General features: G+C 57.4%; 14 protein-coding genes. 6 read left to right on the forward strand and 8 right to left on the reverse strand.

From position 1 onward, the window contains the following. The first annotated feature begins 78 nt into the window (after window positions 1–78). Window positions 79–2487 (forward strand): GcvT family protein, encoded by a 2409-nt coding sequence (locus tag BCF46_RS00095; protein ID WP_121020522.1) that lies wholly within the window; start codon window positions 79–81, stop codon window positions 2485–2487. 72 nt (window positions 2488–2559) lie between these two features. Here BCF46_RS00095 and BCF46_RS00100 read toward each other — a convergent pair whose 3' ends face one another. From BCF46_RS00100 to recA, 3 genes are all read right to left on the reverse strand, one after another. Further along, the gene (locus BCF46_RS00100) at window positions 2560–2850 is read right to left on the reverse strand and encodes a DUF1330 domain-containing protein (RefSeq protein WP_073138574.1); all 291 of its coding nucleotides are present in this window, start codon (window positions 2848–2850) and stop codon (window positions 2560–2562) included. Between the two features lies 1 nt (window position 2851). Then, window positions 2852–5500: an alanine--tRNA ligase gene (alaS, locus tag BCF46_RS00105; RefSeq protein WP_121020524.1), complete on the reverse strand. Its 2649-nt coding sequence runs from the start codon at window positions 5498–5500 to the stop codon at window positions 2852–2854. Window positions 5501–5656: 156 nt separating this feature from the next. Then, on the reverse strand, window positions 5657–6769 hold the full coding sequence (recA, locus tag BCF46_RS00110; RefSeq protein WP_121020526.1) for a recombinase RecA: 1113 nt from the start codon (window positions 6767–6769) through the stop codon (window positions 5657–5659). A gap of 179 nt (window positions 6770–6948) precedes the next feature. Between recA and BCF46_RS00115 the strand changes: the two genes are divergently transcribed. Next, complete coding sequence (locus BCF46_RS00115) at window positions 6949–7563, forward strand: sulfotransferase family 2 domain-containing protein (protein ID WP_121020528.1); 615 nt, start codon at window positions 6949–6951, stop codon at window positions 7561–7563. Between the two features lie 14 nt (window positions 7564–7577). On the opposite strand, the gene BCF46_RS00120 is transcribed toward BCF46_RS00115, so the two are convergent. From BCF46_RS00120 to guaB, 3 genes are all read right to left on the reverse strand, one after another. Next, window positions 7578–9785, reverse strand: coding sequence for a hybrid sensor histidine kinase/response regulator (locus BCF46_RS00120; protein ID WP_245989665.1), 2208 nt, complete (start codon window positions 9783–9785; stop codon window positions 7578–7580). A gap of 183 nt (window positions 9786–9968) precedes the next feature. Then, window positions 9969–11141 (reverse strand): RsmB/NOP family class I SAM-dependent RNA methyltransferase, encoded by a 1173-nt coding sequence (locus BCF46_RS00125; RefSeq protein WP_121020532.1) that lies wholly within the window; start codon window positions 11139–11141, stop codon window positions 9969–9971. Beyond that, window positions 11142–12590, reverse strand: a complete 1449-nt coding sequence (gene guaB, locus BCF46_RS00130) for an IMP dehydrogenase (RefSeq protein ID WP_121020534.1) — start codon at window positions 12588–12590, stop codon at window positions 11142–11144. It abuts the gene before it with no gap. A gap of 113 nt (window positions 12591–12703) precedes the next feature. Between guaB and BCF46_RS00135 the strand changes: the two genes are divergently transcribed. Then, entirely contained in the window at window positions 12704–13159 is a 456-nt protein-coding gene (locus BCF46_RS00135) for a YaiI/YqxD family protein (protein ID WP_121022193.1), read from the forward strand. Here BCF46_RS00135 and BCF46_RS00140 read toward each other — a convergent pair. Next, a complete protein-coding gene (locus BCF46_RS00140; RefSeq protein ID WP_121020536.1) occupies window positions 13156–13896 on the reverse strand; it encodes an RlmE family RNA methyltransferase in 741 nt (246 codons plus the stop codon). The two genes, BCF46_RS00135 and BCF46_RS00140, sit on opposite strands and share 4 nt — an antisense overlap. Window positions 13897–13969: 73 nt before the next feature. Beyond that, entirely contained in the window at window positions 13970–15112 is a 1143-nt protein-coding gene (locus BCF46_RS00145) for a Ppx/GppA phosphatase family protein (RefSeq protein ID WP_121020538.1), read from the reverse strand. 264 nt (window positions 15113–15376) lie between these two features. Here BCF46_RS00145 and BCF46_RS00150 point away from each other — a divergent pair, with 264 nt between their 5' ends. Genes BCF46_RS00150 through BCF46_RS00160 form a run of 3 tightly spaced genes read left to right on the forward strand, consistent with a single transcriptional unit; the run spans window position 15377 to window position 17727 of the window. After that, window positions 15377–15676: a virulence factor gene (locus BCF46_RS00150; protein WP_073138617.1), complete on the forward strand. Its 300-nt coding sequence runs from the start codon at window positions 15377–15379 to the stop codon at window positions 15674–15676. Between the two features lie 31 nt (window positions 15677–15707). Beyond that, a complete protein-coding gene (locus BCF46_RS00155) occupies window positions 15708–16631 on the forward strand; it encodes a methylenetetrahydrofolate reductase (protein ID WP_121020540.1) in 924 nt (307 codons plus the stop codon). Window positions 16632–16644: 13 nt separating this feature from the next. Further along, a complete protein-coding gene (locus BCF46_RS00160) occupies window positions 16645–17727 on the forward strand; it encodes a methyltetrahydrofolate cobalamin methyltransferase (protein ID WP_121020542.1) in 1083 nt (360 codons plus the stop codon). Window positions 17728–17756: the final 29 nt, after the last annotated feature.

Consider the following 17756-nt stretch of genomic DNA (forward strand, 5'->3'; position numbering starts at 1 on the left):
ACATTGAGCGTCGCTTTCATGCAATTCAACGGGTCGTTAATTCTTACAGTAGTTCAAAACGAATAGTGAGGAACTTCCATGCAAACTACCACCCGTGTCTGTATCATTGGCGGCGGTGTCGTCGGATGTTCCGTCTTGTATCACCTCACGAAGCTTGGCTGGTCCGATGTCATGCTTGTAGAACGCTCCGAGCTGACTTCCGGTTCCACATGGCACGCGGCGGGCGGGTTCCACACGCTGAACGGCGACACCAACATGGCGGCGCTGCAAGGCTATACCATCAAGCTCTACCGCGAGTTGGAAGAGATCACCGGCATGTCCTGCGGGCTGCACCACGTCGGCGGCGTGACACTGGCCGACAACAAAGACCGCTTCGACATGCTCGTGGCCGAGCGCGCCAAGCACCGCTACATGGGGCTGGAGACCGAGATTGTGTCGCCCGAGCAGATCGCCAAGATCGCACCGATCACCAATCTGGATGGCATTGTCGGCGGGTTGTATGACCCGCTTGATGGCCACCTTGACCCGTCCGGCACAACGCACGCCTACGCCAAAGCGGCCCGCATGGGCGGCGCGACCATCGAAACACATGTGAAGGTAGAGGCCACAACGCAGCGCCCTGACGGCACATGGGATGTGGTGACCAACAAAGGCACGATCCACGCCGAGCATGTGGTGAATGCAGGCGGCCTTTGGGCGCGCGAGGTTGGGGCCATGGCGGGTGTCTACCTGCCGCTTCATCCGATGGAGCACCAGTATCTGGTGACCGAAGAAACCCCTGAAATCTACGAGCGCGACACCGAACATCCGCATGTGATGGACCCCGCAGGCGAAAGCTACTTGCGCCAGGAAGGCCGCGGGCTGTGCATAGGGTTCTACGAGCAGCCCTGCCGCCCGTGGGCGGTGGACGGCACGCCATGGGATTTCGGCCACGAGCTGCTGCCTGACGATTTCGACAAGATTGAAGACAGCATTACCTTCGCCTTCAAACGCTTTCCGGTTCTGGAACGCGCCGGTGTCAAAACCGTCGTTCACGGCCCTTTCACCTTCGCCCCCGACGGTAATCCACTGGTCGGTCCCGTACCCGGCCTGCGCAACTATTGGTCCGCCTGCGGTGTCATGGCAGGCTTCTCGCAAGGCGGCGGTGTCGGCCTGATGCTGGCGCAATGGATGATCGAGGGCGAGACCGAACGCGACACCTTCGCCATGGACGTCTCGCGCTTCGGTAACTGGATCACACCGGGCTACACGCGCCCCAAGGTGATCGAAAACTACCAACGCCGCTTCTCGGTCAGCTACCCGAACGAAGAATTGCATGCCGCACGCCCCCATCGCACCACCCCGATGTACGACATCTTTACGGAAATGGGCGCCGTCTGGGGCCAACAATTCGGGCTCGAGGTCGCCAATTACTTCGCCCAAGGCGACGAGCCAACATTCGAAACCCCCAGCTTCCGCCGCTCCGACGCCTTCGACGCCACCGCGCGCGAGGTCAAAGCCGTGCGCAGCAAGGCGGGCATCAACGAGCTGCAAAACTTCGGCAAATTCCGTGTCACCGGCGAAGGTGCGCGGCCATGGCTCGACCGCATCATGGCAGGTCGCATCCCGACCCAAGGTCGCTTGTCGCTCACCCCTATGCTGTCCCACAAGGGCCGCCTGATCGGGGATTTCACTGTCTCCTGCGCGTCGGAAACCGAGTTCTACCTCACGGCGTCATACGGCTCGCAATCCTACCATATGCGATGGTTCGAACAGAATGCGCTGGATGATGTGCGGGTCGAAAACATCTCCGACACACTCACCGGCTTCCAGATCGCAGGGCCCCTGTCGCGCGACATTCTTCAGGCCTGCACCCGCGATGATGTCGCTTCCATGCGCTTCATGGATGTGCGCGAGATGACCGTGGGGCAAGTTGCCTGCCGCGTGCAACGCGTCAGCTATACCGGTGATCTGGGCTTCGAGATTTACTGCAACCCGATGGATCAGCGCCAGCTTTGGCAAACGCTCTGGTCTGAGGGCCAACCCAAAGGCCTGACCCCGTTCGGCATGCGCGCAATGATGTCGCTCCGTCTCGACAAGTTCTTTGGCTCATGGTTGTCGGAATTTTCCCCCGACTACACCGCCGCCGAAACCGGCATGGACCGGTTTATCAGCTTCAAGAAAAACACGAATTTCATCGGTCGCAAAGCGGCCGAAGCCGAGCGCGCAACACCGCCACACCGCCAGCTCTGCGCCTTCGAAGTTGACGCGGATGATGCCGATGTCGTGGCCTACGAGCCGGTCTTTATTGACGGCACGGTGCAAGGCTTCTGCACCTCAGGCGGATACGCGCACCATTCGGCCAAATCCATCGCGCTCGCGCTCATTCCACGCGATAAGGCAAAAGACGGATTAAAAGTAGAGATCGAGATCTTAGGATCCCTGCGCCCTGCAACGCTTATCTCAACGCCGCCATTCGACGCGGACGGCTCTCGGATGCGCGGCTAGGGTTTCATCTTGGCAAAAATATTCCCGCCGGAGGCATCCCCGGCGGGCCCCGAAGAACAATTCTTTCTGGCGCTAGTCCAACTCTTCAACGATCATCAAATCCCGCTCCGCGGCACCTTCAGCGAACTTCAAGGCCGCCTGATAAGCCTCTGAATAATAACATTCATGTGCCCGCTGCAATGACGGAAACCGCGCGACGACATTGCGCGCACGGTCGTTTCCTTCAAGCTGCTCATACGCCCCGTTGCGCGCCAAAAACACGCCCTGATGATCCGCAATCGCCGCCGTGGCACCCGCCGCATATTTGGCATAGCGCTCCGCGTCAGTGACCTTCACATGGGCGATCCATAAAGCTGTTGGCATTCTATCCTCCAATGACGGCCTTGGCCGCGCTGATTGCTGCGTCTGAGTTCTCGGCACTCGCACCGCCGCCTTGTGCCATGGCCGGACGGCCACCGCCACCTTTGCCACCCAGCTCGGCAACCGCAGCACGGACCAGATCAACAGCTGAAATACGGTCAGTCAAGTCATCGGTAACCCCTGCGGCAACCGCAGCTTTTCCCTCGGCATCTGCGATCAACAAGACAGCACCGGAACCAATGCGAGCTTTATGCTCATCAATCAACGAAGGCAGATCCTTACCCGAAACACCTGACAAAACCTGCGCAAAAAATGGTGTGCCGTTCACGTCCTCGTCCGCGACCTGCGTAGCCCCACCGCTCATCGCCAATTCACGACGTAGTTGGGCAACTTCGTTACTAAGGGATTTGCGCTCATCAAGCAGCGCTTTAACACGTGTGGGAACATCCTCCGCGGACGCTTTCAACATCAGCGCAGTCTCCGCCAAACGGGTATCCTGCGCGCTTAGATAGTCGAACGCCGCTTGGCCGGTCAGCGCCTCAATCCGGCGCACACCTGCACTGGATGCGCTATCGCCCAGCGTCACAAACATCCCGATATCACCGGTTTGCTTCACATGTGTCCCGCCGCAAAGCTCCAACGAATAGGTCTGCCCATCGGCGCCTTTGCCGGTCGGGTCTTTCCCCATAGAGACCACGCGGACCTCGTCACCATATTTCTCGCCGAACAGCGCTTGGGCACCGATCGCACGCGCATCGTCCGGCGTCATGATCCGTGTCTCGACCTTGCTGTTTTGACGGATGAAGCGGTTCACATCTGCCTCGATCTGCCGCAATTGCTCTAAAGTCAGCGCGTTGTTGTGGCTAAAGTCAAACCGCAAGCGGTCATCTGCATTCAACGAGCCGCGTTGGGCAACATGATCACCCAATGCAACCCGCAAAGCTTCGTGCAACAGGTGCGTTGCAGAGTGGTTTGCACGGATTGCACTGCGACGGTCATGATCGACAACCAGTTCCGTGCCCGCGCCCGTACGCAATTCACCCTCTGAGATATCCGCAAAGTGGATAAACACACCCGCAGATTTCCGCGTCTCGGTCACAACGCCTGCACCTGAATCGGTTCTCACCGTCCCACGGTCGCCAACCTGCCCGCCGCTTTCAGCGTAAAAAGGCGACTGATTAAAGACAAGTTGAACAGACTCGCCCGTTTTCGCAACGTCCACCCGTTGGCCATCTTTCAATATCGCCAGCAATTGGCCCTCGGCCTTCTCGGTATCATAGCCGAGAAAATCGGTGGTCCCGTGCTGGTCGGCAATGTCAAACCAAACCCTGCTATCCGCGGCTTCACCCGTGCCAGCCCAAGAGGCGCGCGCCTTGGCTTTTTGCTCAGCCATCGCAGCATCAAACCCGTCCACATCGAGAGTGCGACCTTTTTCGCGCAGCGCATCCTGCGTCAAATCAAGCGGGAAGCCGAATGTGTCATAGAGCTTAAACGCGGCCTTACCCGGCAACTCAGCGCCTTCGGCCAGTCCGTCCAGTTCATCGTCCAACAAACGAAGGCCACGCTCAAGCGTCTGCTTAAAGCGGGTTTCCTCGGCACGGAGTGTTTCTTCAATCAGTGACTGGGCCTGTCCCAATTCCGGATATGCCGCGCCCATTTTACCAACCAAAGACGGAACCAACTGATACATCACAGGGTCTTTCGCACCAAGCAAATGCGCGTGACGCATCGCGCGGCGCATGATCCGGCGTAGCACATAGCCGCGCCCATCATTGGACGGCATAACACCGTCTGCGATCAAAAAAGAGGTCGAGCGCAGGTGATCTGCGATCACACGGTGATGCACATTTTGATCCCCGAACGGGTCCGTCGATGTCGCATTGGCCGAGGCTTCGATCAGTGCCTTGAACAGGTCAGTATCATAGTTGTCGTGGCTGCCTTGAAGCAACGCGGCAATCCGCTCCAGCCCCATACCGGTGTCGATGCTTTGCATGTCCAGCGCGCGCATGGAGCCGTCCTCGAACTGCTCGTTCTGCATGAACACGATGTTCCAGATTTCAATAAACCGGTCGCCATCTTCCTCGGGGCTGCCGGGAGGGCCTCCCCAGATATGCGCGCCGTGATCGTAGAAAATTTCGGTGCAAGGACCGCAGGGTCCAGTCGGCCCCATTTGCCAGAAGTTATCCGACGTCGCGATCCGGATGATCCGCTCTTCCGGCACTCCAAGTTTCTTCCAAATGTCGTAGGCCTCATCATCGGTATGATAAACGGTGACCGACAACCGATCCTTGTCGATGCCAAAATCCTTGGTGATCAACTCCCAAGCAAATGCAATCGCCTCATCTTTGAAGTAATCACCGAAGCTGAAGTTCCCCAGCATTTCAAAAAATGTGTGGTGCCGCGCGGTATAGCCGACATTGTCCAGATCATTGTGCTTACCACCTGCACGCACGCATTTCTGCGCCGTCGTGGCGCGTTTGTAATCACGAGTTTCAGCGCCGGTGAACAGGTTCTTGAACTGAACCATCCCGGAGTTCACAAACATCAATGTAGGATCGTTGCGTGGCACCAATGGGCTGGATGGTTGCACGGAATGGCCCTGCTTTTCGAAATATCGCAGGAAGGTAGAGCGGATGTCGTTCAGGCTGGGCATGAGGATCACTTTGCGTTGTTTGCATCAGCAAATATCCCTCCACGCCGTGCAGGTAAAGCCATCCCCTGACAATTGGCGAAGGGAAACGAAAAAGGACGGCTCGAAAGCCGTCCTTTTGAAAAATATATTAACGCGGAACGCCGCCCGAACGCCTTGTTAGCCTTCGATCAAGCCGTCCTTGTCATCTTCGGACACGGCGTCCTTCGCGGCTGCGGCTTCCTTCTCAACTTCCGGCATGTCGAAATCTAACCCATGCGCCGCGCGGATCTTGTCTTCGATTTCTAGCGCAATACGGGTGTTTTCCTTCAGGAAGGTTTTCGCGTTTTCGCGACCTTGCCCAATGCGATCGTCACCGTAGCTGAACCAGGAACCCGACTTCTCAACCACGCCAGCTTTTACACCAAGGTCAAGCAATTCGCCCATCTTGGAGATACCTTCGCCATACATGATATCAAATTCCACCTGCTTGAACGGCGGCGCAACTTTGTTCTTCACCACTTTCACACGGGTCTGGTTGCCAACAACTTCGTCACGGTCTTTCAGCGCGCCTATGCGGCGGATGTCGAGACGGACCGAAGAGTAGAACTTCAACGCATTGCCACCGGTTGTGGTCTCCGGGCTGCCAAACATCACGCCGATTTTCATCCGGATTTGGTTAATGAAAATCACCATACAATTCGAGCGTGAGATCGAACTGGTCAACTTCCGCATAGCTTGGCTCATAAGGCGCGCATGCACCCCAACCGAGCTGTCGCCCATATCGCCTTCCAATTCCGATTTCGGAGTCAGTGCCGCCACCGAGTCGACAACGACCATGCTCACAGCACCTGAGCGTACCAGCGTATCTACAATTTCCAGCGCTTGCTCACCTGTGTCGGGCTGCGAGATCAACAACTCGTCAAGATCAACGCCAAGCTTGCGGGCATATTGCGGGTCCAAAGCATGTTCCGCGTCTACAAATGCACAAACGCCACCCTTTTTCTGCGCCTCAGCCACGCAATGAAGCGTCAGCGTTGTCTTCCCAGACGATTCCGGCCCATAGATTTCAATAACTCGCCCCTTGGGCAAGCCACCAATGCCAAGCGCAATATCCAGCCCCAGCGATCCGGTTGAAATAGATTCGATTTGTTGAATGGAGTTCTCACCACCCAACTTCATGATGGAGCCCTTACCGAACTGACGTTCAATCTGCGCCAGCGCCGAATCCAACGCTTTTTGTTTGTTGCTCTGATCTTTAGGGTTCATTTTCATGAGTTCTGCTGTTGCCATGGTTTCGTCCCTTATTTCACACCGCTTAAACTGCGGCAATGACTGCTTATGTTCGCCTCTTGTTCCCATACGTATGAGCACAAAAAGAGAACACTTCAAGTAAAAACTTTGATCATCTTTTCAGCAGCAAGGTTAAGGACTAGTTTAAAACACAATAAAAACAGGCAGGCAGCCCTAAGATGATGATTTTCTTTCGAGAACGGCTGGCGTTTCTTGCTGTTCCTAAAACGGGAACATCGGCGATTGAGAATGCTTTGGGGCCCAAGGCCTCCGCTATTTTTCGCGATCCGCCGGGAATCAAGCACACGAATGCGCGTAACTTTGAAGCCAAATACCGCAACCTGTTCGAACGCGGAAACCTACCGCCGCTAGAAACCATGGCTGTTATACGCGAGCCGGTTGATTGGCTAGGCAGCTGGTTTCGCTACCGTCAGCGCCCCGCATTAGACAGGCACCCAAACAGCACGGCTGACGTCACCTTCAACGAATTTGTGGCAGCTTATCTGCTAGACGATCAACCGCCCTATGCCAATGTAGGTCGTCAAGCCAGATTTGTTACAGATCAGAGCGGCGACCTTCTGATCAATCACCTTTTTTCCTATCACGACCTTGCCGCGGCTATCCGGTTTCTCGAGCAAAGGCTGGAGCGCGAGATCATCCTGAAATCAGTCAATCGGTCCCCAACGAAAGAGCTGGCGCTATCACCAGAGCTATCGACCGAGCTACATAAAGCATGTGCGCTTGATTTTGAAATCTACCATGCGTTGCAAGACGGACCATTGTCCGTCTCCTGAGCCGGCAACTTCACCTACGCTGCAGAACTCAGATGTCTGCGAACCGTAGATGTCAGCTCGTCCAGCGAGAACGGTTTTGGCAAAAAGGCAGATTCAGGAATGGTAAGCTGCTCCTCCACAGTGCTGCCATCGGCATATCCCGACATGAAGACCACCCTTAAACGTGGCCGCGATTTTCGTGCTTCGTTAACCCAGGTAGGCCCGTCCATGCCGGGCATAATGACATCTGTCAAAACGATGTCGATATCTAACGACGCGTCTTCGAGTAGGTCCAACGCGGTTTCTCCGCAATCTGCTTCGACAACCTGAAAACCCCGATATTGAAGCGCACGGCTTGCGAACGCACGCACCGGCGCCTCATCTTCAACCAGAAGCACAACGCCATCCATCGGACCAGTTTCGACCGCAATCGGCGCGGGTTCGGACGCATTTTCAGCTACGACGGGTTTGTCATGAGTTGGAAAATATATCGTAAACACAGTCCCTTGACCCAATTCACTATCCGCAAAAATGAACCCGCCCGACTGCTTGATAATCCCATATGCCGTGGACAGCCCTAGTCCAGTCCCTTCACCGGTCTTTTTGGTTGTGTAAAACGGCTCGAAGATTTTGGGCAGTTTCTCGACAGGTATGCCGCTCCCGTCATCACTGACTTTGACGAGAACGTAGTCCCCCGCAGGAACAACAGCGCGGTCGCGGCGCAACTCGGACGTCAATTTGACATTGCGAGTTTCGATTCCAATCTGTCCTTGCCCGTCCAACGCATCGCGCGCGTTCACGACGAGGTTCATCAACACTTGCTCCAACTGTCGGCGATCGGCGCGAACAGACATCAAATTCGGGTCATGGGTTAGCTTGAGCGATATCTGAGCACCCACCAGCCGGTTTAGCAGATGCGTCAAATCAGAAATTGTGTCCCGCATATCCAACACTTCAAGCTGCAAGTTTTGCTTGCGCGAAAATGCAAGAAGCTGGCCAACAAGCGAAGCCGCACGATTGGCATTCTGGTTAATCTGCTCCAAGTCCGCATAGTCTGCGTCTCCGGAATCATGTCGGATCATAAGCAAATCACAATGCCCGGAAATTGCTGTCAGCAGGTTGTTGAAATCATGCGCGACCCCCCCCGCCAACTGGCCAATGGCTTGCATTTTCTGGCTTTGTACAAACTGCTTCTCAAGAGATTTCAATTCAGTGGCATCATTGATCAAAACAATCAAAGAGACCTCACCGTTATTGATCACGCGGCCCAAGGTAACCTGAACGTACATCTCGTCAGAGCCACGCCGACATTTCAGCACTTCCGGTCGATGAAGGCCCTTGCCCTCAACCGCCTCGGCCAGCCAGTCATTCACCGGCCGTCCCAGACCTTCTATAAGATCACTCATGGTTTCTGCTGGTTCATCCTCAAGCGCCAGAAGCGATTTGGCGATGCGGTTGGAATCCGTCACCCGACCGTCGCGATCGAGTTCAAGCAATGCAATCGGGAAATCTTCAAGCTGTGCCATTGTCGTTTTGGCGGCAATAGCGTCAACAACCGGTGCCAGGAAATACTCACATCGCCCCAAAGACCCATCCAAAATCACGACCATCACGTCAACAGGGCCATCTGGACCGTTCACGACTGAGTGCTGACCGGAGGTTTCTGGAACGTCGACAAATATCGAACTCAGCGTCTTGGCCCGCCCGCCGACAAGCTTTCGCATCGCTTCATTCATGAAAAGTACAGACCCCGAACCACCGATTGTGAACATTGGCAGCGACAACCGATCAGCGGCATGGCCTCCGCCGGATTGCTCGGTTTGACATTGTATCCGCCAAATCAGGTCTTCCGAATTGGCAATCCTATGCGCTGAGATGCGGAAGTTCCCGCGCCGCGTCACAACATCTTCATGCGCGAAATCGGCCTTCTGCGCCTTGGTCTGCAGGCGAAACACGATTGCGCTGGCGTTGCTCATCATTTGTCCAAGCGCCTGCTCCAGCGCCTCGCCCTCCGGCACTGAGAGTAGCTTTTTTGCGGCTGCGTTTTTCGATAGGACAAGGCCACTGGCGTCAGTGACGAAGACCGCTCTTTCGTCATGGGCGATCACGTCATCAATCGATACCGCGGGTGCCCCTTTACCCGCCGAAAAACGCCGCATGGTGACCGCCCCAAGGCCAACCACCCCACATATTGCGGCCACGATCAGGAATATCCGAAGATCCGAGATAGTCAGAAAAGACATGACAAGAATAACTACAAGAGCTGCAGGAATCCCAATGCGCGATGCCAGCCCCTCACTTGCACGACTTATGGCACTGCCTGCCTCCACCAGTTGGTTCAAACCCGCGCTCCCAATAGAATCACTCCTCAAAACCATCCCCGAGAACTATTAACTGGCTCTTAACGGATGGCGTGAAGCGACCTATTAAGTCGGCGTATCTCTCGTCAAGTAAGCGATATAGAACCCGTCCCCGCCCTCAAGCGGGGAAAAGCGGCGGTCAAACGAGCAGTGCCAGCCGTTGTTTTCCGCGCAAAACTGCGCAATCTGATCCTCATTCTCACTCTGAAACAACGAGCACGTGGCGAAAGCCAGCACGCCGTTCATAGCAACCAGCGGAGCCGCTTCGCGCAAAATTTCCTGCTGAACTGCAAGCAATTTCTCGAATGACTCACGGGTCAATGACCACTTGCCTTCGGGTGATCGACGCCATGCCCCGCTCCCAGAACATGGAACGTCGCACAGTACCAAATCAAACGGCTCGGCCTTCTGGCAGGCATCCGTGGTCAGAACCTGTACCTTCAACCCTGCCCGTTTCGCGCGCGGCTGTAGGTCGCGTAGACGTTGTGGGTTAGCATCATGGGCAAACAGTTTCGCGCCGCTCTGATCGCCATAGGCCAGCACCTTGCCGCCGCCGCCGGCGCAATAATCCAGCATACGCTCCGCAACGGGAAGCCCCGCACACAAGGCTTGGGACGCCGCATCCTGCAGTTCGACCAATCCAGACGTATAGGCCACGCTGGACGCGACTTTCCTTGGATTTTCTATAACTTCCAATGCTGTCTTCGCTAAATTATGCGGAACGGCGACTATACCGTCGGTGGCCAACGAGGAGATCGCAGTGTCCAGAGAACCGCGTGACAGGTTAACCCGCAGGTAAACAACTGCACGCTCTGTCAAAACGGTGGCTATCGCCAAAGCATCCTCGCCGACCGATACTTCCAATTCAGACGCAAGCCAAGCTGGCAGGTTGTATACGTTTTGCTGAGGCAAGCTAAGCCGCGTCTGTTCATCGGCACCCAACACATCCGGCGCATGCCCTTCGCCGGTAAACATCGCCCGCAGGTCGTCCAGGCCGTGTGTAACATTCGCAGCATGTGCCACGACAAGCCCGCGGCCAGTTAAACCGCCTGCTGAACGGCTGTAGCTTTCACGCTTCCGCAAGCAATCAAACACGATGTCGCGTACCGCGGCCCGATCCTTCGATCCTGCAAACCGCGAACGCCGCGCCCAGTTGGTCAATGCCTTCTCGGCGGCGGTGCCTGACAGATATTGGTCAAGAACCTCAATTGCCGCCGACAGGCGCGCCGCAGGGGTCATCTAGCCGATCCGGTAGTTCGGGGACTCGCGGGTGATCTGGACATCATGCACGTGGCTTTCCTTCAGCCCCGCGCCAGTGATGCGCACAAAACTTGCGCGCTCATGCATATCCTTGATCGTCGCAGCCCCAGTGTACCCCATGGCCGCGCGCAAGCCGCCAACCATCTGGTGCACGACCGCACTGGCCGACCCCTTATAAGGCACCTGCCCCTCAATCCCTTCCGGAACCAGCTTGTCAGACGCCGCGTCCTTCTGGAAATACCGGTCCGCCGAGCCATTGGCCATTGCGCCAAGCGACCCCATACCACGGTAGCTTTTAAAGCTACGGCCTTGATACAAAATAACTTCTCCGGGGGATTCGTCCGTCCCTGCGATCATCGAGCCGACCATCGCACAGCTGGCACCCGCCGCAATCGCTTTGGCAAAATCGCCCGAGAATTTGATACCACCATCCGCAATCACCGGCACGTCACCCGCGCCGGATGCGCAATCCATAATGGCCGTCAGTTGAGGCACGCCGACACCCGCGACCATGCGTGTCGTACAGATCGAGCCCGGGCCGATACCAACCTTCACGGCGTCCGCACCTGCGCCAATCAGCGCCCGCGTCGCCTCCGCCGTTGCGACATTGCCCGCTACAACCTGCACTTTGTTGGACAGCTTCTTGACCCGCTCAACCGCGATGGCAACGCCCTCAGAGTGCCCATGTGCCGTGTCGATCACCACCAGATCAACGCCCGCGTCGATCAGCGCCTCGGAGCGTTCAAACCCTGCATCGCCCACGGTCGTCGCCGCAGCCACGCGCAAACGGCCCAATTCGTCCTTACAGGCTTGTGGGTTCAATACGGCCTGCTCGATATCTTTGAGCGTCAGCAAGCCAGTCAGCTTGCCGTTACCATCCACAACCAGCAGCTTTTCGATGCGGCGCGATTCCATCAAAGACTTGGCCTCATCCAGATCGGCAGGCTCGCGCAGCATTGCCAGATTGTCGGTGGACATCATCGCCGAGACGGGGGTGTTGTCATCGCTGGCAAACCGCATGTCACGGTTGGTCACGATGCCAAGCACATGGCCTTTGCCGTCAACAACAGGGAAGCCGGTTACTTTGTAGCGCTCCTGCAAAGCTTTCGCGTCCGCAAGCGTCTGATTCGAGGTCAACGTAATCGGGGAATAAACGATCCCGCTCTCGAACCGTTTCACACGCCGCACCTGACGGGCCTGCTCTTCCAAATCCAGATTGCGGTGGATCACCCCGATCCCGCCAGCCTGCGCCATGGCAATCGCCATGCGGGCTTCGGTCACGGTGTCCATTGCCGACGATAGCAACGGGATATTCATCGCTATTGATTTGGTCACAAAAGTGCGCGTATCCGCCGTCGATGGCAGCACGTTGGATGCGCCTGGAACAAGCAGCACATCGTCAAAGGTGAGGGCCTCGCGAATCTCCATGGGGGTACTCCTTGGGGAGGGTTCGTTTGGCAGTTTCCTATTTCATGGATTTCTCGGATGCGAAAGGGCAGATTTTGTGGCAAAGGGACGCAAACACCCTCGGAGCACCAAATATGCCCTCTATCCTCGTCGATGCAGACGCCTGCCCCGTGAAAGAGGAGATCTTCAAGGTCGCCTATCGCCTGAACACGCCCGTGACCTTGGTCGCCAACAGTTACCTACGCACACCGAACCATCCGCTGATCTCCATGCAGGTGGTCTCCGACGGGTTCGATGCGGCCGACGACTGGATCGCCGAGAACGCCACGCCGTCCTGCGTGGTGATCACCGCCGACATCTTGCTGGCGGGTCGCTGCATCGAGGTCGGCGCTACGGTGCTGGGGCCAACGGGCAAGCCGTTCAACTCGTCCAATATCGGCGGGGCTATTGCGACCCGCGCGATCATGGCGGACCTGCGCGCGGGGCTGGAGCAAACCTCCGGCCCCGCGCCGTTCTCCAACAAGGACCGCTCGCAATTTCTCAACGCGCTGGACCGCGAGTTGCAACGGCTCAAGCGTGAAGGGCTTTAATCTCGCCCCTTGAACCCTTGGGCCACGACAAACTTCTCCGAACTGTCGGACCGGCTCGCACCGGGTTTGAAATTCGCCACCTTTTTAAAGCGCTGCTTCAGGATGTGCTGCAACTCGCCCTCCGCGCCACCGGCCAGAACTTTGGCGACGAAAACGCCGCCCTCTTCCAGCACGTCAAAGGCGAAATAGGCCGCCGCCTCGCACAGCGCGATGATGCGCATGTGGTCGGTTTGCTTATGTCCGCAGGACGCCGCCGCCATATCGCTCATCACGACATCAGCAGGGCCGCCAAGCCATTCTTTCACTTTGTCATCAGCGCCTTCGTCCAGAAAGTCCAGAACATGCAGCTCGCAACCTAGGATCGGCTCGACTTCTTGGATGTCGACCCCAAGCACATAACCTTGCGCCTTGCCTGCGCGGTCGCCCAACGCGTTCACACGTTTGGCGGCGATTTGACACCACCCCCCCGGCGCACAGCCAAGGTCGACCACCCGCTTGCCCGGCGTCAGGAAGCGGTACTTGTCGTCAATTTCGGAAATCTTGAACGCCGCCCGCCCGCGCAGCCCTTCGGCCTTGGCGCGTTTGACGTAAGGGTCGTTCAACTGGCGCTGCAGCCACAACGTCGAAGACATGGTGCGCCCGCGCGCGGACTTCACCTTCACCTTCAGATCGCGCTGCCCGCGCCCCGAGGTATTTCCAGCCTTACTGCCGTTTGGTCCGGTTGGTGATTTGGCCATGCTCTCAACTTCATCTTGGTAAAAATATTCCCGCCGGAGGCTTCCCTACCCCTACTGACGCGCAAAGGCCAGCTTAGTAAGGCCCTTCCTCCAACACCCCGTCACTCGACATCTGCGCATAGAGGAGCCCTTCACGTAAGCCCCGATCCGCCACAGACAAGCGGTCGGTGGGCCAGACCCGCAGCAAAGCCTGCAAAATGGCAGCCCCAGACATGATCAGCGCGTGACGGTCCTTGCCAATGCGCGGATCGGTGCGGCGGCCCTCAGGCCCCATATGCAGGTAGCTCTGGATCACGTGGTCAATCTGGTCCGACGTCATCCGAAGACCGTCCACCTTGTTGCGGTCATAACGCTTCAATCCCAGATGGGACGCAGCCACAGTCGTCACAGTCCCCGACGTGCCGACGATCTGGAATCCTGCCCTGACCTGATCCGCGTCGATATAGGGTGTAAATTCGGCCAGATTTTCCTCGAAAAACCACGACATCAACGCGAAACGCGCCCCGTCGTCATCCACATCGTTGAACTGGTCGCGCAACGTGGCAACGCCCAACGGCACCGAAATCCAGTCCACAACCTTGGCCGCCGGAAACTCGCTGTTCTTGCTGTCAAACCCTGTGTGCAGCCGCATGATCGCACGGGGGCGGTCCACTTTGGGAACACGGCTCAGGTCGATCCACACCAGTTCCGTCGAACCGCCACCGATGTCGACCACCAACAATTGCTCCGTGTTCACCGACACCAAAGGCGCGCAAGAAATCACAGCAAAGCGGGCTTCTTCCTCCGGCTTGATAATCTCCAGATCCAGCCCCGTCTCACGGGTCACGAGCTTCAGGAACTCTTCAGAATTGGTCGCGCGCCGACAGGCTTCGGTGGCCACCAGCCGCATCCGCTTTACCTCATGGTGGCGCAGTTTCTTCTGGCAAATCTTCAATGCCCCAACCGTGCGTGCCATAGAATTGCGCGACAGCTTGCCGGTGCTCTCAAGCCCCGCCCCAAGCTGCACGGATTTGGAAAAGCTGTCGACGACGTGGAACTGGCTGCCCTTGGGCTGAGCGATTAACATGCGGCATGAATTGGTGCCAAGATCCAGCGCCGCATAGAGGTCAGCCGGGTCTGGTTTGCCTGCGGGTGCAGGCTGGGTCGCGGGCCGCGCGGTCGGCACAAGGGCCGGTTTGACGAACGGGCCCGCACTGTGCGGCGGACGTTTCGCCATGGCGCAGGGCCTCCTAAACTCAGGGTTACCCTCAACGTAGGAGCGCAAACGCTTTGAAGCAAGCAAGACCTTGTCCCAACCTCATAAAAACCATGAGAAATATGAGACGGGTGATAGCTGGCTCCTACGCGCAAAGCCCCTTAGCTATGGGTGCGACAGGTCAGGGTCGCTCCGCCTTGTTCAAATGTCGAAAACGCACCTCGGCTACCGTCAACAGACGCATAGAGTCGATAAAACGGCGCGCAATACGAAGGATTCGACCCCATGCCCGATGTGACAATAGTTTACTGGCGCGACATCCCCGCTCAGGTCATCGTGGGCAAGGGCCGCCGTGGCCATAAAGTCCAGCTAGAAGAACGCTTCGAGCAGGCCATTGACCGCGCGGCGATGAAGGTTGGGGCCAAGGATGCCGATGCCTATCTGGCCGATTGGCGCAAGGCCGCGCCTTACGAAGTCGATGGCGACCCTCAAGAGGTCGCAAAAGCCGAAGCGGCGCGGCTAGAGGCCGAATACGACACCGACAGGATCAAGCAGCTGATCGCGAATGACGGCAATGCCGCCTGACACGATCACGACGCGCATTAGGGAGGGGCTCATGGCCTTGCTAAACTTCAAACGCACCGCACCGGCTCAAGAGGTCACGGTGAACCCGCAGGTAGAGACCTTCCTGAAGGATTACTCCATCGAGGTGATGCCCCGCACCGCCGAGAAGGTCGAAGACTTCCGCGAGTTGCTGCCCGAAGGCACCCGCGTCTACATCGCCCACATCGAAGGCACACCAATTGACGAGATGGTCGCCACCGCCGCGCGCTTGAACCGCGACGGCTACAAAGTGATGCCCCACTTCCCCGCGCGCATTATCAAAGACAAAGCCACGCTATCCGACTGGATTGCCCGCTACCAAGGTGAAGCAGACGTTAAGCAAGCGTTGCTGCTGGCTGGCGGCGTCGCCCAGCCGCATGGTGAGTTCGACAGTTCCATGCAGCTGCTGGAAACCGGCCTGTTCGGTGACTTCGACCGCCTGCACGTCGCAGGCCACCCCGAAGGCAACCGCGACATCGACACTGATGGCAGCATGAAGAACGTCTCGGATGCACTTGCATGGAAACAGAAATTCTCCGAAACAACTGACGCCAAGATGGCGCTGGCCACGCAGTTTGCTTTCGAGGCTGGTCCGATCATCGAATGGGCCAACTCCATCAAGGCGGCAGGCATCGACCTGCCCGTTCATATCGGCATCGCCGGCCCTGCCAAGCTGCAAACGCTGATCAAGTTCGCCATCGCCTGCGGCGTCGGCCCGTCGCTGAAAGTGCTGCAAAAGCGCGCCATGGACGTCACCAAACTGCTGCTGCCCTACGAGCCTACCGAGGTGATCAACACCCTTGCCGCGCACAAGGCAGCGAACCCTGACTTCAACATCGAATCCGTTCACTTCTTCCCGCTTGGCGGCATCAAGACCAACGCCAACTGGGCCATCGCCAATGGCGGCGCCTCCGGCGTTCCGGCAGACCAAGCATAAGAGAGATCAGTTAATGACCCGCACGATCGTCGAATCCAAAACCAAAACCGCCATTATCGGCTTTGACCAACCGTTCTGCGTGATCGGAGAGCGGATCAACCCGACAGGGCGTAAGATCCTCAACGAGGAGCTGGAAAAAGGCGACTTCTCCCGCGTTGAAGCCGATGCGATTGCCCAAACGCTGGCGGGCGCGAACATTCTCGATATCAACTCGGGTGCGGTCTTCTCCAACAAAATGGCCGAAGACCCGCGTTATGCCGACAACAACTTCGTCGAGCCGACCTTGATGAAAGAACTTGTTGAGCGTGTTCAGAAGGTTACCGACATTCCTTTGTGCATCGACAGCTCGGTCCCGGGCGCGTTGGAAAACGGTCTTGCGGCTGCCGAAGGCCGCCCATTGTTGAACTCCGTCACGGGTGAAGAAGAGCGCCTTGAGCTGGTTCTGCCATTGGTCAAGAAATACAACGTTCCTGTGGTTGCGATTTCGAACGATGACACCGGCATTTCCGAAGACCCCGACGTGCGATTTGCCGTCGCTAAGAAGATCGTGGAGCGTGCCGCCGACTTCGGCATCCCCGCACATGACATCGTCGTTGACCCACTGGTCATGCCCATCGGCGCGATGGGCACCGCGGGCTTGCAGGTGTTCACCCTTGTACGCCGCCTGCGCGAAGAATTGGGCGTGAACACCACCTGCGGCGCATCCAACATCTCGTTCGGCCTGCCCAACCGCCACGGCGTCAACAACGCCTTTCTGCCCATGGCGATGGCTGCTGGCATGACGTCCGCTATTATGAACCCTGTCGCCTTGCCCGTCGGGCCTATCAAGATGCAAGAAAAGCTCGATGCTCTTGCTGCTGCGGGCATCGTCGTTCCAGACGATATTGATCCAGAACTGCTGGCGCAACTGACCGGCCTCGGCTCCACCAAGCCGCAACCCGGCAAGGAGATGGAGGCTATCCGCGCCGCCAACTTCCTGATGAACCAAGACCCGTCCGGTGGTGCTTGGATCAACTTCAACAAGCCAAAGAACGCAGACGGCTCTGCCGCTGCCGCCCGTGGTGGACGCGCGGGCGGGCGTCGCCGTCGGGGCTAATACACGCTAAACAAAAGGCAAAGCGGTAT

The organism is Litoreibacter meonggei (assembly GCF_003663885.1).
Lineage (GTDB): Bacteria > Pseudomonadota > Alphaproteobacteria > Rhodobacterales > Rhodobacteraceae > Litoreibacter > Litoreibacter meonggei.

What these genes read in the sequence shown, in the direction of transcription:
- BCF46_RS00100 (WP_073138574.1), bottom strand. Translation starts at nt 2,850, where the DNA reads ATGCCAACAGCTTTATGGATCGCCCATGTGAAGGTCACTGACGCGGAG.
- guaB (WP_121020534.1), bottom strand. Translation starts at nt 12,590, where the DNA reads ATGGAGATTCGCGAGGCCCTCACCTTTGACGATGTGCTGCTTGTTCCA.
- BCF46_RS00155 (WP_121020540.1), top strand. Translation starts at nt 15,708, where the DNA reads ATGGCCTTGCTAAACTTCAAACGCACCGCACCGGCTCAAGAGGTCACG.
- BCF46_RS00135 (WP_121022193.1), top strand. Translation starts at nt 12,704, where the DNA reads ATGCCCTCTATCCTCGTCGATGCAGACGCCTGCCCCGTGAAAGAGGAG.
- BCF46_RS00115 (WP_121020528.1), top strand. Translation starts at nt 6,949, where the DNA reads ATGATGATTTTCTTTCGAGAACGGCTGGCGTTTCTTGCTGTTCCTAAA.
- BCF46_RS00095 (WP_121020522.1), top strand. Translation starts at nt 79, where the DNA reads ATGCAAACTACCACCCGTGTCTGTATCATTGGCGGCGGTGTCGTCGGA.
- BCF46_RS00160 (WP_121020542.1), top strand. Translation starts at nt 16,645, where the DNA reads ATGACCCGCACGATCGTCGAATCCAAAACCAAAACCGCCATTATCGGC.
- BCF46_RS00125 (WP_121020532.1), bottom strand. Translation starts at nt 11,141, where the DNA reads ATGACCCCTGCGGCGCGCCTGTCGGCGGCAATTGAGGTTCTTGACCAA.
- alaS (WP_121020524.1), bottom strand. Translation starts at nt 5,500, where the DNA reads ATGCCCAGCCTGAACGACATCCGCTCTACCTTCCTGCGATATTTCGAA.
- BCF46_RS00120 (WP_245989665.1), bottom strand. Translation starts at nt 9,785, where the DNA reads ATGTCTTTTCTGACTATCTCGGATCTTCGGATATTCCTGATCGTGGCC.
- recA (WP_121020526.1), bottom strand. Translation starts at nt 6,769, where the DNA reads ATGGCAACAGCAGAACTCATGAAAATGAACCCTAAAGATCAGAGCAAC.
- BCF46_RS00145 (WP_121020538.1), bottom strand. Translation starts at nt 15,112, where the DNA reads ATGGCGAAACGTCCGCCGCACAGTGCGGGCCCGTTCGTCAAACCGGCC.
- BCF46_RS00150 (WP_073138617.1), top strand. Translation starts at nt 15,377, where the DNA reads ATGCCCGATGTGACAATAGTTTACTGGCGCGACATCCCCGCTCAGGTC.
- BCF46_RS00140 (WP_121020536.1), bottom strand. Translation starts at nt 13,896, where the DNA reads ATGGCCAAATCACCAACCGGACCAAACGGCAGTAAGGCTGGAAATACC.